Here is a 19,892-nt window from a genome sequence, read left to right on the forward strand (position 1 = left end):
TTTCTCTATCCAACACGCCTTGTACTCGATAGCATGAAAGCGTATCTGGAGAAACGGCTAGATATGAAGTGGAAGCGCCAGAACTCTATGGAGTTGACGAGGACGAAGGTGATCGAGATTTCGGCGGATGCCTTCCAGTCGCGTGTCACGGCTGAGAGAGTCTCGATAAAACGTTCGGGTGACCGGGCGGACAAAACGAGACTTGATGACATCACTCAAAAAAGCCCGTTTCCTTTTTCGAGAAATCGAAGCAAAGAGGAGAGTTTTGTATGTGTGGAATCGTAGGGATGATCGGACAAGTTGGAACGAAAGAGGTTTTATTGAAAGGGCTTGAAAAACTCGAGTATCGTGGCTACGACTCAGCAGGAATTGCTTTAGTCGGTGAGGACGTTCGTACGTTTAAAGAAGTAGGACGGATTCAAGCACTCCGTGACATCGTACCGGCTGATGCTGAAGGAACGATCGGAATCGGTCACACGCGTTGGGCGACACACGGGGTACCGAGCGTGCCGAACGCCCACCCGCACCAAAGTACGACAGGACGCTTCACGCTCGTCCATAACGGCATAATCGAGAACGATGAACAATTGAAAGCCACGCTCGACGTCCCGTTCTTTTCAGAGACGGACACAGAAGTCATCGTCCAGCTCATGGAAAAACACTTCGTCGAACTCGGCGATGTCGAGGCGGCGTTCCGCAAGACGCTTTCGGACCTCCACGGTTCGTACGCGATCGCAATGATCGACTCAGAGGACAAAGAGCGCCTCTATATCGGGAAGAACAAGTCACCGCTCCTCGTCGGACTTGGTGACGGCACGTTCAACGTCGTCGCATCAGACGCGATGGCGATGCTCCAGGTGACAGACCAGTACCTCGAGCTCCACGATGGCGAGATCGTCATCCTCACACGTGAGGCGGCGACGATCAAGACGCTCGACGGTGATGTGCTCGAGCGCGCGCCATACACGGCCGAGATCGATGCGTCAGACATCGAGAAGGGCACGTACGCGCACTACATGTTGAAAGAGATGGACGAGCAGCCGGCCGTCATCCGCAACATCATCCAACACTATCAGAACGAGAACGGTGACATCGAGCTCACGGAAGGCGTGCGTGAACTCGTTTCGGAAGCGGACCGCGTCTATATCGTCGCATGTGGGACGAGCTATAACGCCGGACTCGTCGGAAAAGATATTTTGGAGCGCATCGCCGGCATTCCGACAGAAGTGCACGTTTCTTCTGAATTCAGCTACAATATGCCGCTCTTAAGTGAACGTCCGTTGTTCGTCTTCTTATCACAATCCGGTGAGACGGCGGACAGCCGTGCCGTCCTCGTCGAAGTGAAGAAACGCGGATACAAAGCGCTCACCATGACGAATGTACCGGGATCGACGCTCTCACGCGAAGCGAACGAGACGATGCTCCTCCACGCAGGACCAGAGATTGCGGTCGCCTCGACGAAAGCGTACACGGCGCAAATCGCCGTCCTCGCGATTCTCGCATATGACATCGCTCGTGCGACAGGGAAAGAATTGCCGTTTGATCTCATGCCGGAGCTTGCCCGAGTTGCGACCATCATGGACTCGATCATGGCGCAAAAAGAGTTGTTCGAAGACCTTGCGGAACGTTATTTGAAAACGACACCGAACACGTTCTTCATCGGTCGTGGGCTTGACGCATCTGTCTGTCTCGAAGGAGCGCTCAAAGTAAAAGAGATTTCGTATATCCAAGCGGAAGGGTACCCAGGTGGGGAACTGAAGCACGGGTCGATCGCCTTGATCGAAGACGGGACACCGGTCATCGCGCTCATCTCACAACCGAAGACGAACTTGAATATTCGTGGGAACGTCAAAGAAGTCGTCGCCCGTGGTGCGAACGCCTGTATCATTTCGATGCAAGGCGTGGAACATGAGAATGATGACTTCATCTTGCCGCACGTCGAGCCACTCATGGCACCGCTCATCAACGTCTTACCGGTTCAGTTGATGGCATATTATGCGGCGCTCGCCCGTGGCTGTGACGTCGACAAGCCACGTAACTTGGCGAAATCGGTGACAGTGGAATAAATAATGAAGAGGCTGAGTTAATAAAAACTGCACTTTGTTTGTTGGATACTTTCAACATACAAAGTGCAGTTTTTAATTAGTTCCTTCGGATTGCCTTAGAATAAATGATTGAATCATTGTATCGAATCGATAGTGTTCAAGTAAGGATTTGTTCTTTCTTGAAATGTTTAATCCGTACTCAGGTTTACTCTTTTGTCCGGGTTTATCGTAATCTCGATCAACGAATAATTCATTTGGGATTAACCAAGCAACGTTAGGGATTAGATAAAGTTCAGGGTGTGCGTCTTGGGTGAATAAAAGAAGTGTCAAATAAAGGTTTGGAGTCGTAAGGTCGAATTTACTTTTTTGCATAAAAACATATCCTGAATTACGAATTGCTTTTACTTGAATCTCACAAAAGCGGTTATTGGAATCTTTGATGACAAAATCGACTCCGTGATCATCTACTTCTGATGTATAGACGTCACATCCGTAAGACGCGAATTCCATTTTTGCATAGTACTCTGCATATCTTCCGAGCTGTAAGTGGTTTAAATGCTCCCAATTAAAGTTAGGCAATTCTGTCCATTCCTCTCTGTAAATACAAGATGTAATAAATTATAATACAATTCATTACAAGAATAGATTTTCTAATCTAAAAGTATATCTTTAATGAACTGTCGATTAAACCGTAGATGAATACTTTCATGAAGACTTTAGCTCCTTATTAAGGAGTGAGTCTAGTGACGTAGACATAACCTTTTTACTCCTTGCCGATATCTTTGCCAACAAGCAAAATAGTAGGAGAAGTAAGCGGTTCCAACTTATGATTAGATAAAGATAAGCGATGAAAGAAGGGCTGACATGAACGTATACATTGCTTGTCATAGCGGGTTTGTGACAAGTGCGATGGCGGCGAAGTTGTTCGCACAGGCAAGCGAGGGGCGCTTGTTTTGTACGATTACGCACGGAACGATTCAAAACATCCCGAATGAGGTGGATTTGATTCTCTATCAGGAAGGGGCGACCCCGGTCACCCATCCAACCGCACGTGTCCGGTCAGTCCGACAACTCCTGTCGCTCGAGGAATACCGACTACTTGTCGAAGAATGGATGGATGAGCATGAGACATGAGTGGACCGCGCGAGAGCGGTCGATTTTACTACACTTATTGGCAACTGAGACATCGACACCGCTTGCCGAAATCGCGCAGGCGGTGAATTTGTCTGAGCGCACGATTCAACGAGAACGACAATTACTTGAAGGCATCTTAAAAGAGTTCGAACTTGAACTCGCTTGGCAACGCGGTCATGGACTGAGCCTGGTTGGCAAACCAGCTGCGAAACAACAGTTACGAGAAGATCTCATCTTATCTGCAGAAGCGATCCCCACGAGCGAGGACCGCTTATTTGAACTGGCGTGGCGTCTCTTGTTTGAGAACGATACACTCAAATTGCAGGCGGTCGCTAAACAGATGCACGTTTCGCCGAGCACGTTGACGCAAGACTTAGAGAAATTGGACAGATGGTTCGAAGAGTATCATTTAGAAGTTGAACGGAAAAAAGGTGTTGGGGCTAGAGTGCTCGGTTATGAGTCAGAGAAGCGTAAGCTACTCATCAACGCTCTGCTTGCCCACTGGGACACGCTCGCATTTTATCGCTTCGTCCGTGGAGAAGACGACTACATTCCTGCTTTTTTGAAGACGGTACCATGCGAGGAGATGCTTGAAGGTCTTCGAGACGGTTATGATTATTTGAAATCCCTTTCGTTTGAGCGGATGGACGACCGCACCATCATGCGAGTCACGTTCGCTTACGGCGTGCAACAAGAGCGGTTAGCGTCTGGATTCTTTTTAGAGATGTATACGAAAGGACGGTCCGAGGACTATCTGAAAGTCGCCACCGATATGGAAGCGGCTCTCGGTATCACTTACTCGATGGCGGAACGCGTCTGGTTCGCGGAAGAGGCGAATCGTCTGCGCTCAATTAAAGATCAAATGAAAGAAGACGAGGAAGAACGCTGGATCATGCAGATTCGGGTGCATAAACTGATTCATCACGTCTCGCTCATCTACGGGTTCACCTTTACGGATGACGCGGCTCTCGAACGAGGACTGCTTGCTCACATCCTCTCGAGTATGAATACGCAGGCGCTACCAGAGACGAGTACGTTCAAGCCCCACATCGACCGCGACTATCCGGGACTTCGTTCGGCGATTCAACAGGCCGCCGACATCGTCTTTGGGACGAATACGTTCTCCGAAGAAGAAACGGTTTTTTGGGCGATGCACTTTGCGGCAGCACTCGTCAAACCGGTGCGCCGCCGCGAATATCGGGCGCTCGTCATCTGTTCGGCCGGACTCGGTTCGTCGAAGATGCTCGTCAATCGGGTACGCCAAGAGTTCCCAGAGATGCAAGACGTCGTCAACTCATCACTTTTCGGACTCGAACAGCACCGATTGGAAGAATATGATGTCATCTTGTCGACGGTACCGTTACCACCGCTATCGGTACCAACGTTAATCGTCAACCCGCTTTTGACGAGTGAAGAAGTGCAACGCGTCCGCCATCTCTTACTGTCATTACCGCAATCCTTTCAGACACTCGCAACGAAGCCGCGTTCAACGATGCTTGATTTCGCAGAACTCGGGGAATTGGTCGAGACGTTCGAGCGGATGGATGACCAGTTCGATTTGGTCACGCTCAATAATACGGACCGTTTAGAAGATATCTTGCTTGATATCGGTACACATTTAGAAGAACGTGACCTCGTACAAAGCGGAATTCAGCTCTCTGCCCAACTGCTTCGTCGTCACGAGGTCGCGGGCCTTGGGGTGCCTGGTACGAAACTGGCGTTATTCCACGGACGACATGCCTCGATTGAGAAGGCAAGTGTGTTTGCGTTTGATTTAACGACATCGATCCCACTCCTTATGATGGATCAGTCGACCGAACCGGTGACACGTCTTCTTGTCTTGCTGGCACCGGAAGAAGCACGTGACGTCGAGCTTCAGTTCCTAAGTGCGATCAGCGGGTCGCTCATTGAGAGTGAGGAGCATATGCGGCTATACAGCACGGGGACAAAAGAGGACCTCCGTTTGCTCCTGCACGAATGCATGAAGAAAATGATTCATGAAACATTGTATGAAAAATGACCGAACCATGGTCATTTTTTTGTTTGGCACAAAATGTTGCCAAAGTGTGAACTGGATTGAATTGAGAAAGCGCTTACTCCAGGCATACAATACAGGTGTAGAGCACAAACCGGTTAGCTACACTACACATTCAACCTTTCACATTTAAACGACTGGAGGTTTTATACATGGCGAATACGCAAGCAAGCTCGGGCGGGGTCCGAGTCAAAGTACAACGGTTCGGTAGTTTCCTCAGTGGGATGGTCATGCCGAACATCGGCGCCTTCATTGCCTGGGGGATTATCACAGCACTCTTCATTCCAACAGGATGGTGGCCAAACGAAAAATTAGCAGAACTCGTTGGTCCAACCATCACGTATCTCTTACCATTACTCATCGGTTTCACTGGTGGTAAATTACTTCATGACGTACGAGGCGGTGTCGTCGGGGCACTCGCCACGATGGGGGTTATCGTCGGTACCGACATTCCGATGTTCCTCGGTGCGATGATCATGGGTCCACTCGGTGGTTATGTCATCCGCCAAGTCGACCGTGCCCTTGAAGGCAAAGTTAAAGCGGGATTTGAAATGCTCGTCAACAACTTCTCAGTTGGAATCATCGGTGGTCTTCTCATGCTTGGAGGATTTGAAATCTTCGGTCCGATCATGAGTGCCCTCGATAAAGTCATGGCGGCAGGTGTTGACTGGATCGTCGGCGCGAAATTGCTTCCGATTGCGAGTCTGTTCATCGAACCGGCAAAAGTTCTCTTCTTGAACAACGCCATCAACCACGGGATCTTGAGTCCGCTTGGTGTCGATCAAGTCGCCGACGCTGGAAAGTCTGTTCTCTTCTTACTTGAAGCAAACCCAGGACCAGGTCTTGGATTACTTCTCGCCTATATGTTCTTCGCCAAAGGTGCAGCGAAACGTACGGCACCGGGTGCAGCCATCATTCACTTCCTTGGTGGGATTCACGAGATTTACTTCCCATACGTGTTGATGAAGCCGGTCTTGATCCTTGCGATGATCGCAGGGGGCGCAACAGGGATCTTCACGTTCGTACTCTTTGATGTCGGTCTCGTCGCACCTGCTTCACCAGGTAGTATCTTTGCCATTCTTGCGATGGCGTCACGCGGTTCATATCTCGGACTCGTGGCAGGGATTCTCTTGTCAGCAGCGGTCACGTTCGCTGTGGCGAGTGTCATCTTGAAATCGAGCGCAGCAGAGGAAGTATCACTCGAAGAAGCGACACAAAACGTGAGTGCGATGAAAGGCAAACAGTCTTACGCATCGGCTCTCGTGACAGATCGTCTTGATAAAGTCGACCATATCATCTTCGCTTGTGACGCTGGAATGGGATCGAGTGCCATGGGAGCATCGGTTCTCCGGAACAAGGTCAACAAAGCGAACTTGCCAATCAAAGTGACGAACACGTCTATCAGCAACTTGCCGAAAGATGCCCAGTTCGTCATCACACACGAAGATTTGACGGAGCGTGCGGAAGCGCAAGCACCGAATGCGATTCATCGTTCGGTCACGAACTTCTTGAACGCCGATTACTACGACCAATTGGTAGAAGAAATTAAAGCGGAACGCAGCAAAATTTCTTGAACTCAGAACAGATAGAGATACGGTTTAGCCATTAGGAGGAAATCAAAATGCCATTCATTCAAACAGAGATGATTCGACTTAACCAAACATTCGCAACGACAGAGGAAGCGATCACAGCAGCCGGAGCCGTCCTACAAGACGCCGGCTGTGTGACGCCGGAGTATGTAGAAGCGATGCATGAACGTCAAGCGATCGCCAACGTCTATATCGGAAATCACGTCGCCATTCCACACGGTACAGAAGCAGCGAAATCAGCGGTTCAGAAGACGGGGATCTCGTTCCTGCAAGTACCAGACGGTGTCGACTTTGGAGGTCAAACGGCCAAACTCGTCATCGGAATTGCAGGCGTGAATGATGAACATTTAGAGCTCCTATCGCAAATCGCGATTCTCTGCTCGGACGAAAGCAATGTGGAGCGCCTTGTTCAGGCGAAAACGAAAGAAGAAATCTTGGCGCTCTTTATGGAAGAGGTGGCGTAAATGAAAGCTGTTCACTTTGGGGCAGGAAACATCGGACGAGGCTTTATCGGATTATTGCTCAACCAAAGCGGTTACGAGGTGACGTTTGTCGACATCAATGATACGGTCATCGAAGCGCTTGAAGCAAAACGTCATTATGAGGTCGGGTTCGCAGAAGACGGCGTCGATCGTATCATTGTCGACCGTGTTCGCGGTGTCAACAGTTTAAAAGAACCGGCTCGTGTCGTGGAATTGATTGCAGAAGCAGATCTCGTGACGACGGCTGTCGGACCGTCACTTCTCTCAAAAGTGGCACCGTTGATCAGCGAAGGACTTCGTGCTCGTGAAGTCGAAGATGCCCCGGTCTATGTCATCGCATGTGAGAACATGATTGGTGGGAGTGCGATCCTTCGTCAAGAAGTAGAGGCGTGTGGTGGTGTCGGGGAGGCGAATGTTTTCTTCCCGAACGCGGCTGTCGACCGCATCGTCCCGCTACAACAACATGAGGATCCACTTTACGTGGAAGTCGAGACGTTCCATGAATGGGTCATCGAGACACAAGGGCTCAACGAACAACCACCGATTCAAGGCGTGACGTGGGTTGAAGAGATCGGACCGTATATCGAACGAAAATTATTCACGGTCAATACGGGACACGCCATCGCCTCTTATATCGGCTCATTGTTCGGAAAGGCGACGATTGACGAGGCGCTACAAGATCGCCGTGTGCGTCAAGTCGTTCAAGGCGCATTGTATGAGACAGGTTGGTTATTGCTTGAGAAATACGGATTCGAGGCGAAAGAGCATAGCCAATACATTCAAAAAATCATCAAGCGCTTTGAAAACCCGAAACTAAAGGATGAAGTGTCGCGCGTGGCGCGTTCGCCGATTCGTAAACTTGGACCGAGCGACCGTCTTGTCAAACCGGCACGTGAATTGATGGATAACGGCATCGAGCCAAACGAACTTGCTTACGGGATTGCAGCAGCCCTTCATTATTACAACCCGGAGGACTCGGAATCGTCGGAGCTGAACTTGTCGATCGAAGAACACGGCATCTCGTCAACGATTGAAAAATACCTTCATCTTCATGAGGGGGACACGTTGACTCAGTTGATTCTCGATCAATATCATTTGATTCGGGAAGAAGAAAAAGAACGCGTGTCGTAACTAAAAATCGCTCCTGTCCATTTGACAGGAGCGATTTTTAGTGTTTCCCGAACTCGAGATAGGTGGTCGTCTCTTTGACATGAAGCGGAACGTCTGTCTCAGACAATGGAAAACTGAAGTAGTAGCCTTGTACGTAGTCACATGATTCCTTGAGTAACCATTCGAGTTGAGCGGATGTTTCCACACCTTCCATGAGAACTTTCATACCAAGGTTGTGACCGAGTTGAATCATCGAGCGGACGATGGCCTCTTGATTGCGGTCGGTGAACAGGTTCTCGATAAACGACCGATCGATTTTCAGCACTTGCACGGGAAGTTCCCGAAGTTGGCTGAAAGAAGAATAGCCGGTCCCAAAATCATCGAGAGAAATGAGGATCCCGAGCTGATGCAACTGTGTCAGTTTTTCACGGGTTGAGGCTTCATATGAAAGCATCGAGGACTCGGTCACTTCCAATTCGAGATACATCGGGTCCATCCCCGTCTCCAAAAGAATGGATTGTAGCGTATCAACAAAATCTTCGCGCGCAAATTGGAGCGGGGAGACGTTAAGGGATAATGTAAAGGGACGTATCCCAGTTCGTTGCCAACGTACCCAAGTGCGACAGCCTTCCCGAATGACCCAATGACCAATCGAATGAATTAACCCCGTGTTTTCTGCAATCGGGATGAAGTCAGACGGCGCAATCTTTCCGATTTGTGGATGTTGCCAGCGAAGTAATGCTTCCACGCCTTCCAATCGATTTCGCTTCAAATCGATTTTCGGTTGATAGACAAGCGTCAATTCGTCATTACTTAGTGCGGTGACGAGCGCTTTTTCTATCTCCATATTGCGCAAGAGTTGAGGTCGCGATGATTCTTCGAATAATTTGATGTTATTCTCGCCATCCTGTCTGGATTCATCAGCGGCAAGACGAGAAAATTGAATAAGTTCTTCGGAAGAAGCACTGTCCTTAGGGAAATGACTGATTCCCGCACTCATTGTCAATTCAAGAGTCGTGCCATCCACGTCGAAGCTGGATGAAATTGCCTTAATACATTTTTCAGCCTTTTGATGAGCGAGCGAACTTCTTTGCGCAAAGAGTAAGATGACAAACTCGGATGGTCCGATTCGTGTCAACACATCGTCTGGGTGAATCGTATGTTTGAGGCGGTCAGCGACTTGCATGATCAACTCGTCTGCTCCGTGATGTCCGAGAATGTCACTTAGGAAACGCCAGCGGTTTACGTCGATATATAAACAGGCGACCGAACGTTCTTGTGAGATACATTCCTTCAAGATGGCATCAAGTTTATGACGATTCGGTAAATCCGTCAATGCATCATGAAAAGCCATATGTTCAATCAGACGCTGGGAAGCGACCGCTTCGGTCACATCTCGGATGAACCAGAGTACTTGATTGTTCGAACCATCTTGAAGTGGGTAAGACGTCACTTCTAACGTACGATGATTTGTGTCAATTTGTACCGGCTGATAGAACGGCTGTTGAGCCGACAGCAAAGGATGATAATCCTGAAAAAAAGGTTCTGTCGCACATCCCTCGAATAAGTGAGCGAACGCTTGATTTTGATATTGGATTTCACCATCACTTGTCGTCGTCACTACAGCATCCGTTGTCGATTCTAAAATCGTCGTTTGGAAGAGGTCACGTTTTTGGATTTGTCGTTCTAACGTATACGCAATAAAGTACATTCCGAATAAGAGAAATACGATGCTTGTGACTAACCATGCGAGTAGGGTCGGATCAATCGGAACCTGCTTCGCAGCTGAAGCATCGGGGATAATGGTCGTTGCCCGCATTCCAGCAAGGTGCATACTGAAAATAGCTGTCCCCATCAGAAGGGAGAACATCAGTTTAACGGGCAAGGATGTCCGTGCCGTAGCGTAGGACGAAAAGAAACCTACCCATAAGGCGAGAAAGGAAGCGCCCCAAGCGATACCAATTGAAATCAATACCCATAAGGGATCAAAGTCCAATTGAACACTTTGTATAGCGGTCATCCCGATATAATGCATGCTGACGATTCCAAATCCCATCAAACCGGAAGATTGCAGTAAGGTCATCCATGTCGTCTTGCGAGAAATCAAACCGAACGACAGGATGCACCCGGCAATCGCCGGAATCATCGATCCGATAATGAGCCAGATGGAGTACGTGCTTTCGTGTAAAGAAGAATGACCGAGCATGGCCACAAAATGCATGGACCAGATGCCAAGACCTAGCGTGGTACCACCAAATAAAATCCAAGTACGATGAGACGTTGTCACACCTCCTGTGACCCGCTTCGCTAATTCGAGTGCCATCAAGGCTGAAACGCTAGCAATGAGAAAAGCGAGTATCATCAAAAATCCATTGTGACTTGTTGTATGCGTGCTAATCTGTTCCATAGTGTCGATACCTCATAGGGTTATTTAATCCATTCATCACTTCATTATATGCCGAACAATTATAATTACATACAAAAAGATTCAAATGCTATTCTTCCAATCAAATAACGGGTACTACATTGCTAAAGGGGTGCTGATTATGTATAAAAACAAATACATCAACTTTTTCTTACTGGTCTCATTCGGCTATTCATGGTTCATATGGGGGAGCTTGTACTGGTGGACCGATTTGCCAATCATGGTCATCGTTATTTTAGGGGCGTTTGGTCCAAGCATTGCAGGGTTTCTCACGATGTATCGACTTCGGGGCGGGGAAGGGGTGACACATCTTCTTCGGAAAAGCATTCAGTTCCAGATGAGTTGGAAGGCGTATGCGATTCCTTTTTTGTTGGTGCCGTTCTTATTTCTCGTAGCGTATTGGTGGACGGATCGAAGCGGTGCCCTACTCGTTCACGAACCGTGGTGGGTCGTCCCATACTTCTTCTATATGCTAGTTCTCGGAGGGACGTTGCAAGAAGAGTATGGATGGCGCGGCTATTTGCTGGACGCCTTACAATCAAGACTCTCTCCACTTCTAGCTAGCCTGTCACTCGGGGTTCTTTGGGCGATGTGGCATATTCCTCTCTTCTTCATGGCTGGAACAGGACAGGCGAATTTGTCATTTTGGGCGTATGGCTTAGCCGTGATGGCATATACGATCATCATCACTTGGGTATACAACGGTTCGTCGCGCAATTTATGGTCGGCCTTTCTCATGCATACGATGTTCAACGTAATGTTCGTGATGGTCGGGTTCGAAGCGGAAAGTGGTTATCCAATCGGGTTTATTCATTTGACAATCACATTATGGACCGCTGCGATTTTAATCATTTGGAAAACGTACGGTAAATTGAATTATGAGCCGCTCGAAGAAATGATTCCCTCGTACCCGAGTGTTACGCAACGAATTCGTGAGGGTAAAGAGTAAAACAAAAAAGAAAAGGGAGTGGCCGTCTTGAATTTTCGCGCACTCGAACAATCAGACGTGAAATCCTTGCAGCGCTTGTTTATGGAGAGTTTGAGTGACTTGATTCGACGAGAGCGGTTTGAAGATGCCGATTTGCTCGATGAAGAAGTGGCGCGTCTGAACACGACGATTCAAGATCATTTCGATGATGACACCGTTGATCTGTACGTTGTAGAAGAGGACGGAATCCTTGTCGGAGCAGGGGCGTTATTACCTCCGAATGATATCATCTCAGGCAACATACAAATTGAGCGTGATGCGATTGAGCTAGGGAGTGTCTATGTGTCACCACGAATGCAGCAGCGAGGTGTCGGACAATTCCTGTTAGAAGAGATGATGCGTGAAATTTCGGTTCGAGGGAAGAAGGTCTTTTATTTAGATGCCGGATTCCCGAGCGCCCAAGCCTATTGGCAAAAACGATTGGGTGAGCCATCTCATATCCTCGAACATTATTGGGGTTCCGGGTCATCACATATGATTTGGCGGGTCAATATCAAACAAGGAACTTAGCTGAGTGCTAAGTTCCTTTTTTTAGTAATAAGATCGCATGAATTGATGAATGCCGGATGCCGTTGCTTCAGCCATTCGTTGACGATATGTCGTACTCGTTAAATGTGAGCGGTCGCTTGAATTACTGATGAATCCATATTCGACAAGGGTAGAAGGTGACACGTTACGTCCGACTACGTATACATTTTGATACTTGACCCCACGGTTTTGAATCGTAGAAATCCGTGAAGCGATCTCTTTATTGATACTTGAGCCGAGACTACGGCTGGCGGAAACGTAAGGGTTTGTCGTATAGCTATCTGACGTCGGGACGAGTACCTCATGTCCATGAGCCGTGTTATAAACAGAAGAGTTCGCGTGAAGACTGACGAACACATCCCCTTTATAAGACTTGTTGAGTGACACACGTTGGTCAAGGGAGAGGTACGTATCGTTTGAGCGAGTCAATTTAACGTTGTAGTCATATGTGCTCGATAAGACGCCAGCAAGGCGTTTCGCGATATCAAGTGCAATTACTTTCTCGTAAACCGATCCGTAGACAGCGCCAGGGTCGTTTCCGCCATGCCCTGCGTCGATGACGACCGTTTTACCAGTTCCGTCTGTATCGGTTGGTGTCGTGACAGTCGTAGGCTTCAAGTACTCGGATGCTACATAACCGGTTTTCCCATTGTATGTGACTTTATACCACGAGTCGTAACGACTGACATACTTGACGACCGACCCGGCCGGAATGACGGTTAAGACATTGCTCCAAGAGGCCGCGCTAAGGCGCATGTTCAAGTTCACGGTCGTTTCATAATAAGCAGACGGGGTTACAGGAGCTGTCGTCGCCGTTAAATAGTCAGAAGAAACGTAACCGGTTTTTCCATTATAGGTAACCTTATACCATGATCCGTAGCGACTCACATATTTGACCGTCGCACCCGACGGAATCGTCGTGACGACAGAACTCCATGAAGCGGCGCTGAGACGAAGGTTTAAATTGGCAGTCGTCTTATAATAGTCCGAAGGTGGGACGGGAGCACTCGTAGCTGTTAAATAAGCAGAAGCAACGTAGCCCGTCTTTCCATTGAACGTCACTTTGTACCATGACCCATAGCGACTGACATACTTGACGGTCGCGTTGGCAGGGATCACGGTGACGACATCGCTCCATGAAGCGGCAGTAAGACGCATATTTAATCGGTCTGTTGTCTTATAGTAAGCAGAAGTGTTCGAGACCGTAACGTATTGAGAAGAGACATATCCTGTTTTGCCTCCATAACTGACTTTGTACCACGAACCGTATGTACTGATATACGTGACGCTTGAGCCAGATGGAATGGTCAATAGGACAGGGCTCCAAGTGGCTGCACTTAAGCGAAGATTTAAGTTGGCGGTAGTGGTATAGGTCGAGGCGGCTTCAACAACAGTCGATTGAATACCAGATGAATCCAGTTGGAACGGGACGATTGCTGCCCCGGATATTGCAAGTGAAGAGCTGAGTAACAGCTTTAAACTCCATGATGATTTTGTTTCATTCAATGTTCAAACTCCTTTATTCATTAAACTAGTGACAAGGGCGGCGTATGAGAGTGCATCTAGGTTGTCCCTGTTTATTATATAAGTAAAAAGGAAAAAATGGAGGGAAATATATAATTCATTTACCTTTTTTCTTAAAATAAAAAAGACGCACAAGGCGTCTGGAGTAAATCAGATTAAACGATGCGAGGCATACCTTCATTATTAAAGGTTGCTGGAACGTCGATTTGTACAATGCGTGGTCTTTCTTCAGCATTTATAGTAATCGGTTCTTCGATTTTTACGATACGTGGTCTTTCTTCCGCAAAAGGTTTGAATGAACTTCCGAGTAAGAGGACTGCAGTTGTAATAAAGAAAAATCCAGCTAACTTTTTCATGTTTAATTCCTCCGTTGTATAATGATTTATATGGAAAAAAATTAATACCAATTTTGATCAAGCAACTTACATGTCATCTGAGGATTTTAAAAGCTGGTAGATGTCTTCAGACTGTTCTTTAACAGAATCGAATAAGTTCCCTGAGTAGGTCTCAGGTAAACTCGGTTCGAAAATAGTCACTTTATCAGAGTCGTTTATCATTAAAGTCGCTACAATCGGAACGTTCACAGTCTGACTTAATAGGGTACTACAAAGTGGAGTACAAACTTTTTGTAGTTGCTCTAATGAGTTAGGTTGCCAACATACAGAGGCTTCAGGAAGAATATATAAAATGTGACCTTCGCTCAATAGCGTTTCACATTGTTTAGATAACAAATCGGAATCCTGTTCAACGTTGATAAATTCATAATCATGAAGTTGTGCTTCATAAGAAGTTTTGCTACTTCTTTTTAAAATTGACAACGATAATTCTGGACCTAAAATGTAAAGCTTTTTAAAGGAACGGTTTGCTTTTAACGTCTTTGAAATTAGTTTCGGAAGACGTTGGTAGTAATCGATTTGAAATGCGTTTACAATGAAGCCTTTAGTAGAAGATAATAACTGTGTCAAATTTTCTAAGCCTTCGAAATGATTTAAGTCATCTTTCGAATATGAATGGTCTACTACCGCAGACGGTTTAGAAGATTTCGACTTAAAGTAGATTTTCGGTTTAATATAATCTTCAGCGAGTAAAAAACTAAGTTTCCCCATGTATACCATCCACCTCCTACAAACTGTTCATCTTAATTGAAAAAGTAGAACTAAAGTCCAAATCACTATTGATTGACTAGTTAAATCTTATCATGATTAATTGTGATGATGGATAAGTTTGGGTTGGGAAACTTTTGTTTAAAATGCTTAATTAAGTTGAGGATTATAGGCTGAATTTCCTGAAAGTACTTCACATGAATAAATTATGAGTGAAGTTCGAAAATGGGGCAAAGGGGCTACTACTAATAATGGAGTACAACTATGGGAATTTAATTAGAGTAGAGCGCTTGCGAAAAAATATGAAACAATCCGTGTTAGCAAGAGGGATCTGTTCAATTTCTTATTTGAGCAAAATTGAAAATAATCAAACATCTGCTAGTGAGGAAGTCCTAGAACTTCTTTTCGAGCGTCTTGAAATTGAAGTACCCCTATATCATGACTTTAGTTACCAATCAGAAAAAGTTATTAAAGAAATAAGAGAGATTTTGAAAGAAGCAATCCTTACTCGAAAAGATCGTGACAAACAAGAGCAAGTCAAAAAATATATGAATCATCCTACGGTTAAACAATCCAAATCGGTGTATATGACTCTCATGGTCACATTGGCCCGTTTTGGAGTAATGCCAGGGGGGGATTCGAAATATGTAACGGAAGTAGGTTGGATTGAAGATCAACTTTCTGCTGATGATCGCATTCGATATTACACAGTGAAAGCACTTCAATATTTTCAGGAAAATGAAAAAGAACTATCATACAAATTAATCGAAGAAGTAACAAATAAATTACCTCATTCAGGAATACCTGATTGGGAGGCTGCAGATATTCGTTACATTACGGGCGCGTTATATTTCCGATTTACCGACAATATACAAGCTCTTGAAAATCTTCAAGCTTCATTAAAATATTTTCAAGAAAATTTTTGTTTGGAGCGAATGATAGAGTGTCATATGTTGATTGGACTAACTTATAAACGACGAAAACGATATGCAGATGCTCTCTCTTACAATCAAAAAGCTTTAAAAGTCGCCAATGCAACTGATTTAAGAAACTATTATGGAATGCTCTATAACAATATAGGAGAAATCTATTCGTTATTAGGAGAACAAGATAAGGCACTTACGTACTTCATGGAAAGTTTTGAATACAAAGTGGATATTAGAAGTAAGCTATTTAGTGTGTTATCACTGGTAGAGGTAAATGCAAAACAGGAAAATGAACAAGGTGTCTTAGATTGGTTAGAAACAGGCCACGAATTGATGCAACAACATGAAGCGGTCGAAGAATTCAATCAGCACTTTAATATCTATTGGAATCACTTTAAGGATAAGAACTCTCAAAAGCTTATGGAGAGCCTAAAAAGTGCCGTGACTTATTTTGAAGATCACGATGAGTACGTATACGCAAAAAAATATGCCCTTTGGTTAGCGAAAGAGCTAAGGGAGAATGGGAAATACAAGCAAGCAACAGACTATTACGAAAAAGTAATTTCAATCATGTCACAAGCAGAATGACGCTCGAAGAGAGCGTCATTTTTTATGGGATAAGTACTTTTTCGAGTCATTTTATGGTGTCGTGAAATAATGCACAGTCCACACTTGTTCTTGAACGAGGCGTTCGTCTTCTATATGACCGTTAAGGACCTGCTGTAATAGATGAATCAAATGTTTTTGAAGATTCGCATCATGAGAGCCACTATGCAAAATTTCCTCTTCGCTCGCAACAATGTAAAAACCACCAAGCCGCAATGGAACATGCTTCCGAATCAAAGCAGCGGCAGTTTGAAACTTCGCTTGCTCCCCCATGTGAGGCACGTCAATCTCGAAACGTCCCCATTGATTAAAATCTCCAATTTCTGAAAAAGGTGGGTCACGATGATCCAATGGCAAGTCCTCCGATCCTAGCAATCTCTTTATATTCAGTATATCTTGTTTTTGACTTAAAACGTGCAAAAATAAATGGATAGGGTAATCTACATCTACGAAAATGAATCGGCTTCTTTCCTTTCTATATTCTGTAAAAGGATTCCTTCCAGATTAGGCAAAAAAGAGTCAAAAATAACACGGTCGATATGACCGTGTTATTGCATGATGTGTTCTTTTGAGGTTGGGAGTTCACAGATAAATGTACTTCCTTCCCCGTATACCGATTCGACATGGAGTTGACCATCATGGGCTTTGGCAATTTCTTTACAAATTGCGAGACCGAGACCGGTACCTCCGATTTTGCGACGATCCGAATTATCGACGCGGTAAAATTTCCCGAAGAGGTGAGGGAGCGAGGCACTCGGTATACCCATACCGTGATCTCTCACTTTCATCACGACCTCTTCGTCTATGCGTTCGAGCGATACAAGGATATTCCCGCCATCTGGCGAATATTTGATGGCGTTACTTAATAAGTTACCAAGTAATTGACGCATCCCTTCTAAGTCTGCATCGATAATAAAGTCTTGTTCGGTATCGGCATCGATGAATAGTTCATGCCGGTCCGTCGTTTCCTGATAAAACGCGACACTGTCTGTGACGAGCTTGTATAAATCGACCGGTTCCCACTCGAACGTTTGCTTTCCAGACTCCATTTTTTGAAGATCCAAGAAATCGTTGACGAGATAGGAAAGGCGTTTCGCTTCATCGTGAATCGTCTTCAAATACAGTTCACGACGACTTTCCTTCAAATCACGTGACAGCATCAGTTCGGTAAATCCGTAAATCGAGGACAAAGGTGTCCGTAATTCATGCGAGACGGTCGAGACGAGTTCGGATTTCATCCGATCAATCTCCGTTTCGGCCGTGACATCACGTAAGACGAGCATCGTTCCGCGGAGTTTACGGTCCCGATAGACGCTTTCGGCATAAAGTTGAATGAAGCAATCGCCTTGATCGATTGAAATCGTCAGTCCGTCTTCCGGCGGGTCTTGCGTAAAGACGCGCTCGAAGTATCGGACAAACTGTTCATGCTGATCGACGCGTTCTGCTAATTGCTCGATATCGATATCGATGGCAGAGAGTTCTTCGTATCCCTTGTAGTCAAAGTGTAAATCATTAAACATGCGAATGAAGGCGCGATTCCCGACGACGGTATCATCCTCATAGTTCACATACAGAATAGCTTCCCGTACAGAGTTAATGAGTTGCGCTGTTTCTTTTCGATCCTGCTGCATCTGACGATAAAGCTGCATGCGAAGAAGAGAGATGGCAAGTTGACCAGCAAACGCGTTCAACTCCGATTTTTCACTGGCATCGTACTGTTCGTCGTAACGAGCCAAGTAAAGACAGCCAATCAGACTATTATCCGATGGGTCCATGATAGGAATGACCGTCTCATAGATATAATATGGATACGTGTGTAACGCATCGACGACCCGCTTAGAAGTGGCGGCCGGTAACTTTGAAATCATGACTCGTTTAAGCAAAAGGGAATCTTTCTTTAGACTTTCTTGTTGATCTTCGGTCATCTCTTTCGGTACGACAGACGTGATTTCTCCGTCTTTTGTGAGTAAAAGGGCACCGAACTCAGATTTTGTAAGCAACACAATCTTTTCAATGACAGAAGAGTAATCGAATAGTGATTCTTTCGAAGCCAATACTTCAATCAACTCATTGCGATATTGAAGATTGATTTCGTTTAATTTGGATTCGTTCAACACGGTTTCGAGCTTTTCTTTCTTCGCTTTCAGTCTGCTGTTCTGGTCGGCCATCCGTTTGATGAGCGGGCGTCCGATCAATAAAATGGCACTGATGAACATGACCAATCCAATCATCCAAATCCATCGGAGGGCAGTGAGTTCGAGAGTGGAGACATCCCCATCTCGAACGAACCAGGCCCCAATCAAGGTCAAAACCAGACTGAATCCACAAACACTATATAAAATACTGAGTATTTGACGACTGTTCAATTGTTCAATCCACTTGCTGATCATTCGTTCTACTTCCTTCCTTGAACATAAAAAACGATAGGTCATCTTTTCCTTGCCCTGAATTCTATGAGACCGGGAAGGGAAAATGAAACAATTTGCTTATACGAAGTGTTTAAAATCATATACACATAATGCGATTTACCCAAAATACATGAAATGTACACGTGTCAACCTGCTTTGCGTTGACATTGTCTGATGAAGTGATTATTTTGAAGTTAAGATAAAAAGGAGTGTGAGTCTATGCTATCGATTGAACCTTCTGCTTTGACTGAACGAGACACATATAAATTTTTGATTGGCAGTATTGTTCCAAGACCGATTGCATTTGTCACAACACAACATGGGGACGTGATTAATGCCGCCCCGTTTAGCTATTTCAATGTAGTCGCATCCAATCCTCCGCTCGTCTCTGTCTCGGTTCAACGAAAAGATGGCGTGATGAAAGACACGGCGCGTAACGCACTCCGTACGAATGAACTGGTGATTCATGTCGTAGATGAGACGAACGTCATCAACGTGAACGAAACGGCCGCCAACCTTGCGGCAGATGAGAGTGAGCTATCTCGTACGGACTTTACGCTTCAACCGAGTGATGTGATTTCAACGCCAGGGGTCAAAGAAGCGAAAATTCGTTTTGAATGTGTGCTCCATCATCACTTGCCGATTGAACATGAAGGAAAAACGACTGCCGATCTATTGATTGCACGAATTGTCCGCTTTCATATTGATCGAGAGTTATACAGTCAAGGACGCATCGATGCCAAACGGCTAGCGCCTGTCAGTCGGATGGCGGGCAATAGTTATGCGACCCTTGGGGAACTATTTGATGTGAAGCGCCCGGAATAACCGATAAACGTGCCCGTTTTTTCTAAAGAACGGACACGTTTTTTGGGTAAAGAAATAGGAAACGCATTTGGGTGCGGTATTTCTTTCTTTCCGATACTCGCTTGTGTCACAATAAAGTCAGAACATTCTAACTTTCAGTCATCCTAGATCAGAGAAAAAGGGGA

The 19,892-nt window shown here is 45.9% G+C and carries 17 protein-coding genes; 10 read left to right on the forward strand and 7 right to left on the reverse strand.

From position 1 onward, the window contains the following. The first annotated feature begins 269 nt into the window (after window positions 1-269). Window positions 270-2,066, forward strand: a complete 1,797-nt coding sequence (gene glmS / locus KNO69_RS13810; RefSeq protein WP_214818756.1) for a glutamine--fructose-6-phosphate transaminase (isomerizing) — start codon at window positions 270-272, stop codon at window positions 2,064-2,066. Window positions 2,067-2,138: 72 nt separating this feature from the next. Here glmS and KNO69_RS13815 read toward each other — a convergent pair whose 3' ends face one another. Continuing rightward, window positions 2,139-2,624, reverse strand: a complete 486-nt coding sequence (locus tag KNO69_RS13815) for a DUF4365 domain-containing protein (protein WP_214818759.1) — start codon at window positions 2,622-2,624, stop codon at window positions 2,139-2,141. 285 nt (window positions 2,625-2,909) lie between these two features. On the opposite strand from KNO69_RS13815, the gene KNO69_RS13820 reads away from it, so the two are divergent. From KNO69_RS13820 to KNO69_RS13840, 5 genes are all read left to right on the forward strand, one after another. Continuing rightward, entirely contained in the window at window positions 2,910-3,179 is a 270-nt protein-coding gene (locus tag KNO69_RS13820; protein WP_214818761.1) for a PTS sugar transporter subunit IIB, read from the forward strand. Continuing rightward, a complete protein-coding gene (locus tag KNO69_RS13825) occupies window positions 3,169-5,199 on the forward strand; it encodes a BglG family transcription antiterminator (protein WP_214818765.1) in 2,031 nt (676 codons plus the stop codon). Before KNO69_RS13820 ends, KNO69_RS13825 begins: the two co-directional genes overlap by 11 nt. 167 nt (window positions 5,200-5,366) lie before the next feature. Continuing rightward, entirely contained in the window at window positions 5,367-6,788 is a 1,422-nt protein-coding gene (locus KNO69_RS13830; RefSeq protein ID WP_196431520.1) for a PTS mannitol transporter subunit IIBC, read from the forward strand. A 47-nt stretch (window positions 6,789-6,835) separates the two neighbouring features. Next, window positions 6,836-7,267, forward strand: a complete 432-nt coding sequence (locus KNO69_RS13835) for a PTS mannitol transporter subunit IIA (RefSeq protein ID WP_026824364.1) — start codon at window positions 6,836-6,838, stop codon at window positions 7,265-7,267. After that, complete coding sequence (locus KNO69_RS13840) at window positions 7,268-8,416, forward strand: mannitol-1-phosphate 5-dehydrogenase (protein WP_214818766.1); 1,149 nt, start codon at window positions 7,268-7,270, stop codon at window positions 8,414-8,416. It begins immediately after the preceding gene. Between the two features lie 37 nt (window positions 8,417-8,453). Here KNO69_RS13840 and KNO69_RS13845 read toward each other — a convergent pair whose 3' ends face one another. After that, entirely contained in the window at window positions 8,454-10,802 is a 2,349-nt protein-coding gene (locus tag KNO69_RS13845; protein WP_214818767.1) for a bifunctional diguanylate cyclase/phosphodiesterase, read from the reverse strand. A gap of 139 nt (window positions 10,803-10,941) precedes the next feature. Between KNO69_RS13845 and KNO69_RS13850 the strand changes: the two genes are divergently transcribed. Next, window positions 10,942-11,769: a CPBP family intramembrane glutamic endopeptidase gene (locus KNO69_RS13850; protein WP_251124980.1), complete on the forward strand. Its 828-nt coding sequence runs from the start codon at window positions 10,942-10,944 to the stop codon at window positions 11,767-11,769. An 18-nt stretch (window positions 11,770-11,787) separates the two neighbouring features. Beyond that, the gene (locus KNO69_RS13855; RefSeq protein WP_353047496.1) at window positions 11,788-12,318 is read left to right on the forward strand and encodes a GNAT family N-acetyltransferase; all 531 of its coding nucleotides are present in this window, start codon (window positions 11,788-11,790) and stop codon (window positions 12,316-12,318) included. A 21-nt stretch (window positions 12,319-12,339) separates the two neighbouring features. On the opposite strand, the gene KNO69_RS13860 is transcribed toward KNO69_RS13855, so the two are convergent. The 3 genes from KNO69_RS13860 to KNO69_RS13870 all read right to left on the reverse strand — a co-directional run bounded on the left by KNO69_RS13860 (window position 12,340) and on the right by KNO69_RS13870 (window position 14,966). Then, window positions 12,340-13,842, reverse strand: coding sequence for an N-acetylmuramoyl-L-alanine amidase family protein (locus KNO69_RS13860; protein WP_214818770.1), 1,503 nt, complete (start codon window positions 13,840-13,842; stop codon window positions 12,340-12,342). Window positions 13,843-14,015: 173 nt separating this feature from the next. Then, window positions 14,016-14,216, reverse strand: coding sequence for a hypothetical protein (locus KNO69_RS13865; protein WP_078146241.1), 201 nt, complete (start codon window positions 14,214-14,216; stop codon window positions 14,016-14,018). A gap of 66 nt (window positions 14,217-14,282) precedes the next feature. Next, window positions 14,283-14,966: a hypothetical protein gene (locus KNO69_RS13870; RefSeq protein ID WP_214818771.1), complete on the reverse strand. Its 684-nt coding sequence runs from the start codon at window positions 14,964-14,966 to the stop codon at window positions 14,283-14,285. 248 nt (window positions 14,967-15,214) lie between these two features. Here KNO69_RS13870 and KNO69_RS13875 point away from each other — a divergent pair, with 248 nt between their 5' ends. Next, window positions 15,215-16,477, forward strand: a complete 1,263-nt coding sequence (locus KNO69_RS13875; protein WP_078146243.1) for a tetratricopeptide repeat protein — start codon at window positions 15,215-15,217, stop codon at window positions 16,475-16,477. A gap of 51 nt (window positions 16,478-16,528) precedes the next feature. Here KNO69_RS13875 and KNO69_RS13880 read toward each other — a convergent pair whose 3' ends face one another. Beyond that, complete coding sequence (locus tag KNO69_RS13880) at window positions 16,529-16,846, reverse strand: hypothetical protein (protein WP_074034697.1); 318 nt, start codon at window positions 16,844-16,846, stop codon at window positions 16,529-16,531. Between the two features lie 197 nt (window positions 16,847-17,043). Beyond that, window positions 17,044-18,885, reverse strand: a complete 1,842-nt coding sequence (locus KNO69_RS13885) for an ATP-binding protein (RefSeq protein WP_214818772.1) — start codon at window positions 18,883-18,885, stop codon at window positions 17,044-17,046. 237 nt (window positions 18,886-19,122) lie between these two features. Between KNO69_RS13885 and KNO69_RS13890 the strand changes: the two genes are divergently transcribed. Further along, the gene (locus KNO69_RS13890) at window positions 19,123-19,728 is read left to right on the forward strand and encodes a flavin reductase family protein (protein ID WP_214818773.1); all 606 of its coding nucleotides are present in this window, start codon (window positions 19,123-19,125) and stop codon (window positions 19,726-19,728) included. Window positions 19,729-19,892: the final 164 nt, after the last annotated feature.

This window comes from Exiguobacterium sp. s131 (assembly GCF_018617345.1).
Taxonomy (GTDB): Bacteria; Bacillota; Bacilli; order Exiguobacteriales; family Exiguobacteriaceae; genus Exiguobacterium; species Exiguobacterium profundum.

Coding starts and splice junctions, on each gene's coding strand:
- KNO69_RS13835 (WP_026824364.1), top strand. CDS start 6,836: ATGCCATTCATTCAAACAGAGATGATTCGACTTAACCAAACATTCGCA.
- KNO69_RS13890 (WP_214818773.1), top strand. CDS start 19,123: ATGCTATCGATTGAACCTTCTGCTTTGACTGAACGAGACACATATAAA.
- glmS (WP_214818756.1), top strand. CDS start 270: ATGTGTGGAATCGTAGGGATGATCGGACAAGTTGGAACGAAAGAGGTT.
- KNO69_RS13840 (WP_214818766.1), top strand. CDS start 7,268: ATGAAAGCTGTTCACTTTGGGGCAGGAAACATCGGACGAGGCTTTATC.
- KNO69_RS13885 (WP_214818772.1), bottom strand. CDS start 18,885: ATGATCAGCAAGTGGATTGAACAATTGAACAGTCGTCAAATACTCAGT.
- KNO69_RS13865 (WP_078146241.1), bottom strand. CDS start 14,216: ATGAAAAAGTTAGCTGGATTTTTCTTTATTACAACTGCAGTCCTCTTA.
- KNO69_RS13875 (WP_078146243.1), top strand. CDS start 15,215: ATGGAGTACAACTATGGGAATTTAATTAGAGTAGAGCGCTTGCGAAAA.
- KNO69_RS13850 (WP_251124980.1), top strand. CDS start 10,942: ATGTATAAAAACAAATACATCAACTTTTTCTTACTGGTCTCATTCGGC.
- KNO69_RS13820 (WP_214818761.1), top strand. CDS start 2,910: ATGAACGTATACATTGCTTGTCATAGCGGGTTTGTGACAAGTGCGATG.
- KNO69_RS13845 (WP_214818767.1), bottom strand. CDS start 10,802: ATGGAACAGATTAGCACGCATACAACAAGTCACAATGGATTTTTGATG.
- KNO69_RS13825 (WP_214818765.1), top strand. CDS start 3,169: ATGAGACATGAGTGGACCGCGCGAGAGCGGTCGATTTTACTACACTTA.
- KNO69_RS13830 (WP_196431520.1), top strand. CDS start 5,367: ATGGCGAATACGCAAGCAAGCTCGGGCGGGGTCCGAGTCAAAGTACAA.
- KNO69_RS13870 (WP_214818771.1), bottom strand. CDS start 14,966: ATGGGGAAACTTAGTTTTTTACTCGCTGAAGATTATATTAAACCGAAA.